This is a genomic window from Streptomyces sp. SCSIO 30461, from assembly GCF_037023745.1.
Classification (GTDB): Bacteria; Actinomycetota; Actinomycetes; order Streptomycetales; family Streptomycetaceae; genus Streptomyces.
In genome coordinates this window covers 2,390,291-2,403,006 of the sequence record NZ_CP146101.1, presented here as the reverse complement: position 1 = coordinate 2,403,006, position 12,716 = coordinate 2,390,291, and the positions used below count along the sequence as shown (strand labels likewise).

General features: G+C 70.4%; 9 protein-coding genes. 6 read left to right on the top strand and 3 right to left on the bottom strand.

Translation table 11 applies throughout. The annotated features are described in order from the left end of the window. Positions 1-63 precede the first annotated feature (63 nt). Positions 64-1,647 (bottom strand): alpha/beta hydrolase, encoded by a 1,584-nt coding sequence (locus V1460_RS10735; RefSeq protein WP_338673524.1) that lies wholly within the window; start codon positions 1,645-1,647, stop codon positions 64-66. A 416-nt stretch (positions 1,648-2,063) separates the two neighbouring features. On the opposite strand from V1460_RS10735, the gene V1460_RS10730 reads away from it, so the two are divergent. Continuing rightward, positions 2,064-3,440 (top strand): transposase, encoded by a 1,377-nt coding sequence (locus V1460_RS10730; RefSeq protein WP_338673523.1) that lies wholly within the window; start codon positions 2,064-2,066, stop codon positions 3,438-3,440. On the opposite strand, the gene V1460_RS10725 is transcribed toward V1460_RS10730, so the two are convergent. After that, complete coding sequence (locus tag V1460_RS10725; RefSeq protein ID WP_338673522.1) at positions 3,419-5,494, bottom strand: helix-turn-helix domain-containing protein; 2,076 nt, start codon at positions 5,492-5,494, stop codon at positions 3,419-3,421. The two genes, V1460_RS10730 and V1460_RS10725, sit on opposite strands and share 22 nt — an antisense overlap. A gap of 226 nt (positions 5,495-5,720) precedes the next feature. Here V1460_RS10725 and V1460_RS10720 point away from each other — a divergent pair, with 226 nt between their 5' ends. Both V1460_RS10720 and pabB read left to right on the top strand, forming a co-directional pair. Beyond that, on the top strand, positions 5,721-6,434 hold the full coding sequence (locus tag V1460_RS10720; RefSeq protein WP_338673521.1) for a 50S ribosomal protein L11 methyltransferase: 714 nt from the start codon (positions 5,721-5,723) through the stop codon (positions 6,432-6,434). Between the two features lie 2 nt (positions 6,435-6,436). Next, positions 6,437-8,623, top strand: coding sequence for an aminodeoxychorismate synthase component I (gene pabB / locus V1460_RS10715; RefSeq protein WP_338673520.1), 2,187 nt, complete (start codon positions 6,437-6,439; stop codon positions 8,621-8,623). Positions 8,624-8,775: 152 nt separating this feature from the next. Here the strand turns inward: pabB and V1460_RS10710 are convergent, their stop codons facing one another. Next, on the bottom strand, positions 8,776-9,195 hold the full coding sequence (locus V1460_RS10710; RefSeq protein WP_338673519.1) for a TOBE domain-containing protein: 420 nt from the start codon (positions 9,193-9,195) through the stop codon (positions 8,776-8,778). A 204-nt stretch (positions 9,196-9,399) separates the two neighbouring features. Here V1460_RS10710 and V1460_RS10705 point away from each other — a divergent pair, with 204 nt between their 5' ends. The 3 genes from V1460_RS10705 to V1460_RS10695 all read left to right on the top strand — a co-directional run bounded on the left by V1460_RS10705 (position 9,400) and on the right by V1460_RS10695 (position 12,689). Further along, the gene (locus V1460_RS10705) at positions 9,400-9,792 is read left to right on the top strand and encodes a helix-turn-helix transcriptional regulator (RefSeq protein WP_338673518.1); all 393 of its coding nucleotides are present in this window, start codon (positions 9,400-9,402) and stop codon (positions 9,790-9,792) included. A 29-nt stretch (positions 9,793-9,821) separates the two neighbouring features. Continuing rightward, positions 9,822-10,655, top strand: a complete 834-nt coding sequence (gene modA, locus V1460_RS10700) for a molybdate ABC transporter substrate-binding protein (protein ID WP_407077430.1) — start codon at positions 9,822-9,824, stop codon at positions 10,653-10,655. Positions 10,656-10,733: 78 nt separating this feature from the next. Then, positions 10,734-12,689: an ABC transporter permease gene (locus tag V1460_RS10695; protein ID WP_338673517.1), complete on the top strand. Its 1,956-nt coding sequence runs from the start codon at positions 10,734-10,736 to the stop codon at positions 12,687-12,689. Positions 12,690-12,716 lie beyond the last annotated feature (27 nt).

Here is a 12,716-nt window from a genome sequence, read left to right as displayed (position 1 = left end):
GAAGAACGGAAGAAATGAAGGGCGGGCCCGATAAGGACCCGCCCCTCCTCCGATTTCAAGGCGTCACATGGTCGCCTTGGGTGTGGCGTGCGGTGTGCACGTCACATCGGCGCTGTCCAGCTTGCCGCTGAGCAGGTAGGTGTCGACGCGGTCGTTGACGCAGGGGTTGACCAGACCGGTCACCCCGTGCGAGCCGGCATCCTTCTCGGTGATCAGACGCGAACCCTTGAGGCGCTTGTGCAGCTCGACGGCGCCGTCGTAGGGGGTGGCGGCGTCGCGCTCCGCCTGCACGATGAGCACCGGCGGCAGGCCCTTGCCGGTACGCACCTGCACTGGGGTGTGCTGCTTCGTCGACCACGTGGCACAGGGCAGGTTCATCCAGGCGTTGGCCCAGGTCATGAACGGATTTTCCTTGTGCAGACGGGTGTTGTCGCGGTCCCACTTCTTCCAGCTGGTGGGCCACTTGGCGTCGGCGCACTCGACAGCGGTGTAGACGGCGTTGCTGTTCTCCGCCGAGATGTTGCCCGCAGTGTCCGACATGTCGGGGGCGGCGGCGGCGACCAGCGCCTGAGTGTCACCCGCGAGGTACTTGCTCCAGGTCTGGGCGATGGGCGCCCAGGCGGAGTCGTAGTACGGAGCGCTCTGGAAGAAGCCGATGAGTTCGGCCGGGCCCACCACCCCACCGAGGGGCTTCTTCTTGGCGGTTGCCCGCAGCCCGATCCACTGCTGCTCGACCTTCTCCGGGGTGTCCCCGATGTGGAAGACGGAGTCGTTCTTGGCGACCCACGCCTTCCAGTCGTCCCAGCGGGTCTGGAACGCGACGTCCTGGTCGAGGTTCGCCTGGTACCAGACCTTTTCGCGGGATGGGTTGACCACGCTGTCGACGATCATACGCCTAACGTGGCTCGGGAAGAGCGTGGCGTAGACCGCGCCGAGGTACGTGCCGTAGGAGACACCAAGGAGGTTGAGCTTCTTCTCGTGCAGGGCGGCCCGGATGACATCCAGGTCGCGTGCGGTGTTCGGCGTGGTCATGTGCGGCAGCATCCAGCCGCTGCGCTCGGCGCAGCCGTCCGCGTACTCGGCCGCGAGCTTGCGCTGTGCGCGCTTGTCGGCCTCGCTGTCCGGCACCGGGTCGGGCTTCGGAGCCTTGACGAAATCCTGCGGGTCGACACAGGAGATGGGCGTGGAGTGGCCGACACCACGGGGATCGAAGCCGACGAAGTCGTACGCCTTCGAGACCTTTGCCCACAGAGGGTTCCTGTTGGTGACCCTGGTCGGGAAGCGCATCCCGGAACCACCGGGGCCACCGGGGTTGTAGAGCAGCGCGCCCTGACGCTCCTCTTTGGTGCCCGTGTTGCCGATTCGGTTCACAGCGATCTTGATCTGCTTGCCGGTCGGGCGTGCGTAGTCGAGCGGAACACTGACATAGCCGCACTGAATGGGCTTGGCGAAGCCCCAGTCCTCCGGGCAGACAGCCCAGTCGATGCCCTTGGCTGCCGCGCGCGCCGCCGCGATCCGGACACCGTGCGCCTCGGACGTTCCGTGGCCACGGCTTTCGGCGGTGGCCGCCGGTGCCATGATCGCGCCCGCTATGAGGCTGCCCGCGACCAGCGTGCCGGCCGAACCCAGCACTGCAGTGCGTCTCACCTGGAACCCTCCCCTGATGGTGTGGAGTTGTACCGGGTGATCCTTTCGCGCGAGGCGTGGTGCGGAATAGGTCGGACTTGCGTTCTTTGCCGAACCCATAACCGGTGAGGAAAGTACCGCTGAGCGGTGCGCGCCCCGCGGGCACGCCGTGCGGACCGACGCACTGCCGGGCCGGCGCGCGGGCCGGGCGACTCGGTCGGGCGCCTCGGGCCCCGGCACCTCGGGCCACGCGGAATCGCCCCGGCACCTCGGGCCACGACGAATCCGCACCGGCACCTCGGTCCGGGTGGTGGCGGGACGACCGTACGGAGGCCGAGCCAGGGGGCCGGCGCACCTCGCCACGGAGTCCGGCGGCGGCGAGGCTGGAGCCGGCGGACAGGTGCCGCCGTGGAGAGCGTGGTACCGGAGGGAGCACTGTGATCGCGCCATGTGCCGAGGAGGGACCCGAGCGGGAGAGACCGCCTCGTGCCCGGCTGCGGCTGCTGGCCGACCAGCCTGGCGAGGCGTCACGGGACGCCGGTGGCGCACGGCCCACGCCGGACACGGACAGATGGGAAGCGGCCTTGGTGAAGGATCTCGCTGCCGTGCTGTTCGCCTCGTTCGCGAGGAAGGACCAGCGGGAGAAGGGCGAGCAGTACCTGCACGGGCTGCTGAGGGCGCACGGACGGAAGTCCATCCGCCGTATCGCCGCTGCGGTCGGAGGAGCGGCCGCAGAGCAGAGTCTGCACCACTTCGTCTGCAGCTCCACCTGGGATTGGATGCCGGTGCGGGAGGCACTCGCCAGCTATACGGAGGAGGCCCGTCCGGCCCGGGCGTGGGTAGTGCGGTCCATGGCGATCCCCAAGGCGGGCGAGCACTCGGTGGGAGTGGACCGGATGTTCGATCCGTGCCTGGGGCACTCCTTCCGCGGGCAGCAGGCGTACGGGGTGTGGCAGGCGTCGGAGACGTTCAGCACGCCGGTGCACTGGCGGCTGCGGCTGCCGGACACATGGGTACGGGACGACGGGAGGCGTCGGCGCGCGGAGATCCCGGACGGCATCGGCCCGCAGTCGGACGAGGAGTGCGCGGCGACGGCTCTGCTGGAGTCGATGAGCGCATGGCGGTCGCTGGCGCGGCCGGTCGTGCTCCACCCGCACATCAGCGATCTCCCTGCCACCATCGGCCGGTTCACCCGCGCCGGGATACCGGTCATCGCGCAGGTCGCTGACACGGCCGCCGCGTCCCCGCTCACGGTGCGCGCACCCGCGCTGCCCGGATACCGCGGCGGTCCGCGGAGCGCGCGGGCGATCCTGGAATCGGTCAGGGGCCTGCGCGACACGGTCGAGTGGACCGACCTGGCAGCGCCGTCGTTCGACCGCCGCACCTCGATCGCCGTCGCCGTCCCCGTGAGCCCCGCACCCGGTTCGTACCCCGCCGGGGCCGCGGACGCCGCCGCGCACCCCGCACGGACCGCACTGCCCGGTTCACGGCGCGGCGCGAACGCCGTGCGCGGTGGCGGTGAGCTGACGCTGCTCGGGGAGTGGGCCGATCCACGGCAGGCGCCGGTGGCGGTCTGGGCCACCAATATGACGTCCGTACCTGCGGGCGCGCTGCTGAGGTTGACCAAGCTGGCCGACCGCACGAGCAGGGATCTGGCGGACGTGGGGGAACACGTGGGGCTGAAGGACTTCGAAGGGCGGTCTTTCCGAGGCTGGCACCGGCATCTCACCCTCGCCTCGGCCGCGCATGCCGTTGCCGCGCTCGCGGGACGGCGCGACCACCGTGCGACGGGCTACGCTTCGCGGTCGGCCTGAGCGCGCCGGGTCTCCCCCGGCCTTCGGTACACCGCGTCCTGGGCGCGCCTGAGGCGCAGCGCCAGCTGGATCTCCAGCGCCCGGGCGGGCTCCTGCCAGTGCGGACCGAGCAGTTCGGTGATGCGGTCCAGTCGCCGCGCGACCGTGTTGGTGTGCACATGCAGTTGCTGCGCCGCGCGGGTCGGACTGCCGCCCGCTGTGAAGTACGCCTCCAGGGTGCGCACGAGGTCGGTGGAGCGCCCGCTGTCGTAGTCGAGCACAGCGCCCAGGGCGTTGTGGACGAAGGCGTCCGCGTCATGGTCGTCGGAGAGCAGCAGTCCGAGGAAGCCGAGGTCCTCGGGTGATGCCGTGCCACCGGTGCGGCCGAGTGCGACGAGGGTGTCGAGGCATCGGCGTGCCTCCTGGTACACCTTGCCGACCGCCGACAGCTCGGAGGTCGGACCCGCCGAGCCCACCGAGACCGGCTGCCCCAGCAGCGGCGACAGCTCCCCGGCCGCCGCGCGTGCCGCCGCCGACGCGTCCGTACCGGGGATGAGCAGCACGAGGCAGTCGCCGCGCACCGTCTTGAGACCGCCGTGCCGGTACGCATACGAGGACGCCCATACGGCCGACTCGCCCTGTTTGCCGCCCTCTGGGCGCACTATCAGCACCAGGTGCTGTCCGCCTGGGTCGATACCGAGCCTGCGGACGCGCTCCGAGAGTCGGCGCGGAGACTCCGGTGCGCCGGCGAGCAGTTCCTCGAGGCATTCGTCGCGCGCGGGGCCCGCCGCTGCCCCGGCGCTGTGCCCGAGCAACAGGACCAGCGCGAGCGTCTGAGCCGTTGCGTACAGCAGCCCTTTGTCCTCTTCCGTCAGGGCGTCGAGTGCGGCGGCCGGTGCAGGGTGCGACGCGGCTGACGCGGTGGCCTGTGGGGAGCGCGGGGCCGGTGCGAGGTCAGGTGCGCGGTGCTGGGCCGGCACCACCGGTCGCCGGAACAGCAGGGTGCCTGGCGCCTCGACTCCGGTGGTGACATGGGTGACCCACGCCCCGGAGCCTCCGTCGCCGCTCACCCTCACGGGCGCCCCCGCGGCATGGGAGTCGACCAGTGCCCGGACCACCGATGCCGCGCCGGGTTGCGGGAGTTCGCCGGTGGCGGCCAGTGTCCTGCCCTCCGCGTCCCGCAGTACCAGGGTGCCGTCCAGGGCTTCGGCCGCCGCCTTGGTGACGTCGTGCAGCGCACCGCCCTCCAGGACCAGGTCCATGAGCCGCTTCTGGGTCGCGGTCAGGCGGTCCGTGCGGGCCAGGGCCGAAGTGAGGCGGACATTCTCCGACTGCACGTCGGCGAGCCCGGTCTCGATTCGGGCTCTGCGTCTGGTCGCCTCGATCGCGGATGCCGACAGCACAGCGAGCGACCGCATCAGACTGACCTCGTCCGGGGTGAAGTGACGGATCTCGCGGGACGCCCCGTACAGCGCGCCGATGGCCGCGCCACCGTGGATCAAGGGCACGGCGAGCACTGCGTGCAGCCCCTCGGAGCTCACGACCTCGTCGATGTCCGGGGAGTGGGGGAACCGACCGTCGGCCAGGTAGTCGGCGGTCCAGAAGGGTGCCTGCTTGCTCTGGGCGTACTCACCGAGGCCGAATCCCGGGTCCAGTTCGAGTCCGACGCTCAGTGCGGTGGTCTCGCCGTCGGACTTGTGCACGTACGAGCCGCCACCGGGGAGGCGCAGGCTGACATAGGCCATGTCGAAGTTCAGCAAGCGCCTGGCGTGGCTGGTGATCACATGGAGCAGCCCGTCCAAATCATCCGTGCACGAAGACAGTTCCTGTGTGGTGTCGACGAGCGTGGCGAGCCCTGCTTCACGTCTGCGCCGCTGCTCGGCGGTGGCACGGACATCGAGGGCGAGTCGCACCGCACGCTCCAGCATCCGCAGCCGCTCCTGGGGCAGCGGATGCTGTCGTGCCGTCCGCAGGAGTTCGTCGAAGCGGCTGGACGGTGCCTCGCGGGCGAGGAGTTCGAGGACGGCCAGCGCGTCGGAGTCCGAGGACCCGTCGTCCGGGTTCACCGTGCTCATCTGGTGTCCCCCAAACAAGAGTCAAGATCATGCACTTGGAGCCTAAGTTCCGTGTTTGCGATGGTCAAGCGGGGTTTCCGGATCCGGGCCCAGAAGGTGTGCCGCGAGCACCTCCGTGCTGGGGTGGTGTGGTGCTCAGAGCACCTTCCAAGGTATACCCGGCTGGGAAACCATGGCTCGGGGTGTCGGCACACGCGGCACCCCATCGTTATGCAAGGGGGCGGGGATGACGGAACACGGGAGCTATCTCAGGTCGCTGGAGCGAAGCAGACAGTCGCTCACTCGTGAGGACAGGCCGGATGTCTTCGCCATGGCCGACAGGGAATGGGATCTGCTTGACGGTGTGTTCGCTCCGCCCTTCTCGGCCACGACCGGGGTCGCTCTGGACGTCCTGGGTCTGACCGGGGACGATGAGCCCCGCTACCGCTCCGGGGGCTCGTTCCTGGAGATCGGGGCGGGCACCGGCATCATCGCGGTGTCGGCGGCACTGGCCGGCTGCGCACGTGTGGTCGCGGCGGATATCAGCAAGGCGGCGGTACGGAACACGGAGCTGAACGCGCAACGGCACGGTGTCGGCGACCGGTTGAGGGCAGTGCACAGCGACCTGTTCGCGGGACTCGACCCGGCCGAACGCTTCGACACCGTCTACTGGCATTCCAACTTCGTGCTGGCGCCAAGGGACTACCGCTACGAAACGGAGCACGAGGCCGCCTACATCGATCCGGGGTACCAGGCGCACCGGCGCTATCTGGCCGAGGCACCGGGGCTGCTGACCGAGGGCGGTTCGGCGCTGCTCCAGTTCAGCGACCGGGGCGACCTGGATCTGCTGCACGACATGGCCGACGCCTGCGGACACGAGCTCGTGGTCCGGGACCGGCGTCGCTTCCTCGAAGGCAGCGGCGAGGAACTCGAGCACATCCTGTTCGAGATCCGGGGCTGACCGTGCGCACCCTGCTGATCGACAACTACGACTCCTTCACTTACAACCTCTGCCACCAGATCTCCGAAGTGAGCGGGTCCTGGCCGGTCGTGCTGCGCAACGACGACCCCGGTTGGCACCGCGGGATGCTGGAATCGTTCGACAATGTGGTGATCTCGCCCGGGCCCGGAAACCCCGCGGTCGCCACGGACTTCGGGATCTGCCGGGAGATCATCGAGCACGTGCCGATCCCGCTGCTGGGAGTGTGCCTCGGGCACCAGGGGCTCGCCCTGGCCCACGGGGCCAGGGTGTCGCGTGCGCCGGAGCCTCGCCATGGGCGCATCTCCCCGGTGACCCACCGGGGTACGGGCCTGTTCGCCGGGCTGCCGTCTCCGTTCGATGTGGTGCGCTACCACTCGCTGGCGGTATCGGACCTGCCCGATGAGCTGGCAGCCGTCGCCTGGGCCCCGGACGACGGAGTCGTCATGGCGGTGGAACACCGGGGGCGGCCGATGTGGGGGCTGCAGTTCCACCCCGAGTCGATCCTCACCGACTACGGGCATGAGCTGATGGCCAACTTCATGCGGCTGACCCGGGTGTGGAGGGGCGCACCGGCATCCCGGGATACCCAGCCGATTCGGCACGTCGAACGGGCCGAACAGGCCGAACAGGCCGAACGGGCCGTTCGGGCGATGACCTCCCGAGAGGCCGTGACGGATTCACGACAGACCTCACCCGCACGCCACTTGCGGGTCCTGGCCGAGGCGCTCCCGACCCGCTGGAACGACGAGGTGGCCTTCGACCGCCTCTTCCGCTCGGGGCCATACGCCTTCTGGCTCGACAGCGGCGCACCCGACGCCTCGGACACGGGTGACCCGGCCACCACCACGGCCGGCCGATTCTCGATGATGGGAGACGCCTCCGGCCCACTGGCCCGGGTGGCGAAAGCCGACGTCTCCAGCCGGACGGTCACCGTCCGATCCGCCCACGACACCCAGGTCGTCTGGGGCGCCTTCCTCGACTGGCTGGACGCGGACCTACGGTCCACCCGCACCGAGGTCCCTCCGCTCCCCTGCGACTTCGCGCTCGGCTGGGTCGGCTATCTGGGCTACGAGCTCAAGGCCGAGTGCGGGGGCGAGGTCGCGCACCGCTCCGACGACGCCGACGCGGTCATGGTGTTCGCCGACCGCGCGGTGGTCTTCGACCACCTCAGCAGGACGACGTATCTCCTGGCCCTGACCGAGGGCGGCGACGAGAGCGCAGGCCGGGCCTGGCTGCGCAGCACGGCGGATGTCCTCGAATCGGCGGCGGGCGTCCCTGCGGCGCCCGTGACCGCCGGAGGGGGCGACCACGGGAGCACGGCGCTCTCCGAGATCCGGTTGCGGCACGACCACGAGGCCTACCTCGCGCTGATCGTCCGCGCCCAGGAGCAGATCGCGGCGGGTGAGACGTACGAGGTGTGTCTCACCAACATGGCGGAGGTGCGGGGCACGCTCGACCCCTGGGAGAGCTACCGGCTGCTGCGCCGCCACAGCCCCGCGCCGTACGGAGCCCTGCTGGGCTTCGGCTCGCTGGCGGTGCTGAGCACATCCCCCGAGCGCTTCCTCCGGGTCGGCGCCGACGGAACCGCCGAGTCCCGCCCCATCAAAGGCACCCGGCCGCGCGGAGCGACGGCAGCGGAGGACGCCGCGCTCGTCACGGAGCTGCGGACCGACGAGAAGGACCGCGCCGAGAACCTGATGATCGTCGACCTGGTGCGCAACGACCTCGGACGGTGCGCAGAGAGCGGCTCGGTCGAGGCCGGCGACATCTTCCGGGTCGAGACGTACGCGACCGTCCACCAGCTGGTCAGCCCGGTCCGGGCCCGGCTGCGAGCCGAGCGGACCGCCGTGGACGTGGTGCGCTCCTGCTTCCCGGCGGGGTCCATGACCGGGGCGCCGAAGATCCGGACGATGCGGATCATCGACGGGCTGGAGGCGGGTCCGCGTGGTGTGTACTCGGGGTCCATCGGCTACTTCTCGCTGACGGGTGCCGCCGATCTGAGCGTGGTGATCAGGACCGCCCTGGTCGCACCCGACCGGGTGCGCTACGGAGTCGGCGGTGCGGTGATCGCGCTGTCCGACCCTGCGGCCGAGTACGAGGAGACGGCGGTGAAGGCGGGGCCGCTGCTGGCGCTGACGGGGCGCGGATTTCCCGCGGCCGTGCGCTGACGACCCGGGGAAGGGGCGGCCTTCGAAGGCTGGGCATCACCGACTGCCGCCGTCCGGGCCCGGTCACCAGGCCCGGACGGCAGCCACCGGGACCGCCGTCCCCACCTCCCCTCACGCCCGTTCCTGAGCCCCTCGGGCATGCCGAGTCCCGCTCAGTCCCGGGCGAGGGAGATCTCGGTGGACTTGATGAGGGCCACCACGGGAGTACCGACCGTGAAGCCCAGATCGGCGACGGCCTCCTTGGTGACTGCGCTGGTCAGTTCACCCCCGTCCACGCGCAGCCTGACCGCGGCCATCGCACCGCCGGTGACGATGTCCGTGATGAACCCGGGCAGTTGGTTGCGGATGCTGACCCCTTCGACGGGCCCGGTGGCCAGCGCCACCTCGGTGGACTTCACCAGCGCACGCACGGTCGAACCTTCGGCGAGTCCGAGGTCGCGCACCGCGTCGGCGGTGATGGCGGCGATGATGTCCTGACCGCCGTCGAGGCGGACCTTGACCGCCGCCATGACCTCGCCGGAGGTGACGCTGGTGACGGTGCCGGGGATCTGGTTGCGGATGCTCAGGCTCATGATGGACGCGCCTTCGGTTGCGGAAGTACCTGTCCCCGGATGTAACCAGGGGTATCGGCCGGGGCGCCCCAGGCGCACCACGTAGCAGTCACAGCCCCTCCGCTTGGCACATCCTCCAATCCCCCATGGGGGAGTTTGGCATCTGCACTGGATATCTCCGTGATCACTTGCAGATGCCAGGAATACGGACCTACGGTGTGGCATATGCAGTCCTACACCATCGGACAGGCAGCCCGCCTGCTCGGCGTCAGTCCCGACACCGCGCGACGCTGGGCCGACGCCGGCCGAGTCGCCACCCACCGCGACGACAGCGGGCGCCGCCTGATCGACGGCCGCGCTCTGGCCGCGTTCTCCATCGAGATCGGCCAGGGCGGCAGCGGCGACGACGTCTCCTACACCTCGGCACGCAACGCCTTCCCCGGCATCGTCACCGCTGTCAAGCTCGGCGATGTCGCGGCGCAGGTCGAGATCCAGGCCGGCCCGCACCGTCTCGTCTCACTCCTGACCCGGGAGGCCGTGGAGGAACTGGGCCTGGAAGTCGGCATGCAGGCCACCGCCCGCGTGAAGTCGACCAACGTGCACATCGATCGCATCTGACCCTCAGGCAGTCCAGGGAGCTTCTCCTGATGTCCCCACCCTCGCGTTCCTCCTCGCGCGCCGCCGGAATCCGCACCGCCGCGTCCGCGGCCGCCACTGCCGCCGCCCTGCTCATGGCGCTGACCGCCTGCGGCGGCGAATCGGACCAGAACGCGGGCGCTCCGGGCACCGCGTCCATATCGGCCTCCACCGCACCCAAGGGCGATCTGACGGTGCTCGCCGCTTCCTCGCTGACCGATGTCTTCAAGAAGGCCGGCGCCGCGTACGAGAGGGGGCATCCCGGCACCAGGATCACCTTCTCGTTCGCCGGCTCCCAGGAGTTGGTGTCCCAGGTGCAGCAGGGCGCTCCCGCGGACGTGCTGGTCACTGCCGACTCCAAGAGCATGGACAAGGTGCGGGCGGACACCGGCACTCCGGCGGTCATCGCCAAGAACCGCCTGGTGATCGCCACCGCAGAGGGCAACCCGAAGGGGATCGGCGGCCTGAAGGACCTGGCCGACAGCAACCTCAAGGTGGTGCTGGCCGCTCCCGAAGTCCCGGCGGGCAAGTACAGCAACCAGATCCTCGACGCCCAGAAGATCACGGTGAAGCCGGTCTCCTTGGAGCCCAACGTCCGCGCGGTGCTGAGCAAGGTCGAGCTCGGCGAGGCCGATGCGGGCCTGGTCTACAAGTCCGATACCGAAAGCGCTCCGGACAAGGTCGACGCCGTGGCGATCCCTGACGCTCAGAACGCCATCGCCCGGTATCCGGCGGCGACTCTCAAGGAGTCGAAGCACGCCGAGGCGGCAGCGGCGTTCGTCGCCTGGCTGTCCACTCCCGAGGCGCGGAAGATCCTCCAGGACGCGGGCTTCCAACAGCCGTAGCAGGCGGCTGCGGAGCACATGGCGACGGAGCACGCAGCGCGTGCCGGAAGGCGAGGGGTCAAGCATGGGGTACCGGCGATGAAATGGATCAGCGGGGGCGCCCCCGGGCGTCCCCGAGCGCCCCTCGCCCTGGCGGTGCCGGCGCTGGCCGCCGTCGCGTTTCTGCTGCTGCCACTGGTCGCGATCCTGGTACGCACCCCGTGGGGCGAGCTGACGGACCATCTCACCAGCCCGGACACCACCGAGGCACTGACGCTTTCGCTGATCGTGTCTTTCTGGGCACTCGGCATCTCCCTGGTGCTGGGGGTACCGCTGGCGTGGCTGCTGGCTCGGGTGCCGTTCCCCGGCAAGGCGTTCGTTCGCTCGCTCGTCCTGCTGCCGATGGTGCTGCCGCCCACCGTCGGCGGTGTCGCGCTGCTGCTCGCTTTCGGCCGTCGAGGACTCATCGGGCCCTGGCTGGAAGAGAGTTTCGGCATCACGCTGCCCTTCCACACCTCAGGCGCCGTGCTCGCCGCGACCTTTGTCGCCATGCCGTTCCTGGTCATCAGCCTGGAAGGAGCGCTGGGCGGGCTGCGACCGCGCTACGAGGAGACCGCCGCCTCGCTCGGCGCATCTCCGGTGCGGGTGTTCTTCAGCGTGACCCTGCCGATGGTGGCCCCCGGGCTGGTAGCGGGTGCGGCTCTCACCTGGGCGCGTGCGCTCGGTGAGTTCGGCGCCACGATCACGTTCGCGGGCAACCTGCCCGGTGTCACCCAGACGCTGCCACTGGAGGTCTTCCTGCTGCTGCAGGACGAGCCGGAGGCGGCGACCTCGGTCTCCCTCCTGCTGCTCGCCATCGCGATGGCGGTGCTGATCGCCCTGCGCGGTCGCTGGAGCGGCACACCGGTCGGCGGGGAGCGGGCCCCTGGCTCCATGGCGCCGGACGCCGACGCGGAGCAGCCGCCCCTCCCCGCGACCGGGTCGGACCCGGATCCCACACCAGCGCCGGAAGGCAGCGGAGGATGGGCGCTGCACTCGGAGTTCAGCGGCTTCACCCACCTCGTCCTCGATGCCGAACCGGGCACGACGATCGCCGTCGTCGGCCCCAACGGTGCCGGGAAGACCACCCTGCTGCGTGCCCTGCTCGGGCTCACGCCCCGCGCACACGCGCGGCTCACCCTGGGCGGTACGGATGTCACCGGTCTTCCCCCGCACCGCAGGACGGTGGCCTGGGTGCCCCAGGACAGCGCGCTCTTCCCACACATGACCGCACTCGCCAACACCGCGTACGGTCTCCGGGCCCGGGGCATATCGCGCGCCGAGGCTCGCCGAGTCGCACAGGACTGGCTCGACCGGCTCCAGGTGGGCCACCTCGCGCACCGCAAATCGGCACAGCTCTCCGGTGGACAGGCCGGGCGGGTCGCCCTGGCCCGCGCCCTGGCCACCCGCCCCCGGCTGCTCCTCCTGGACGAGCCGCTCGCCGCACTCGACCAGACCACCCGCGCCCATGTGCGCCACACTCTGCGCAGGCATCTGGAGGGCTTCGGCGGGGTCTGCCTGATCGTCACCCACGATCCCGTGGAAGCCGTCTCACTCGCCGACCGGGTGCTCGTGCTCGACGGCGGTCGCGCCCTCCAGGACGCCCCTCCCAACGAGGTCACCCGGCATCCCCGCTCCCCGTGGGTGGCCCGGATGCTCGGACGCAACGCCTGGCCGGGCATCGCGACCGCCGACGGGCTGCGCCTCCCGGACGGCGGGACGCTGGTCGTCGCAGAACCGCTGCCCGAGGGATCCGAGTGCCTCGCCGTGATCGCACCCGAGGCGGTGTCGGTCCACCGCGAGCGGCCGACCGGCAGCCCACGCAATGTCTGGCCGGGTACGGTCCGCGAAATCACCGCCAGCGGAAGCCGGTTGCGCATCCTGATCACGTCAGGGCAGGCGCCGGACGTCATCGCCGAGATCACCCCGGCGGCAGCGGCCGATCTGGCACTCGCCGACGGTGTGCGGGTCTGGACCAGTGTGAAGGCGACCGAGGTCACGGTCGTACCGCTGTGAGGTCCCGGACGGCGGGTGCCCGGCCGT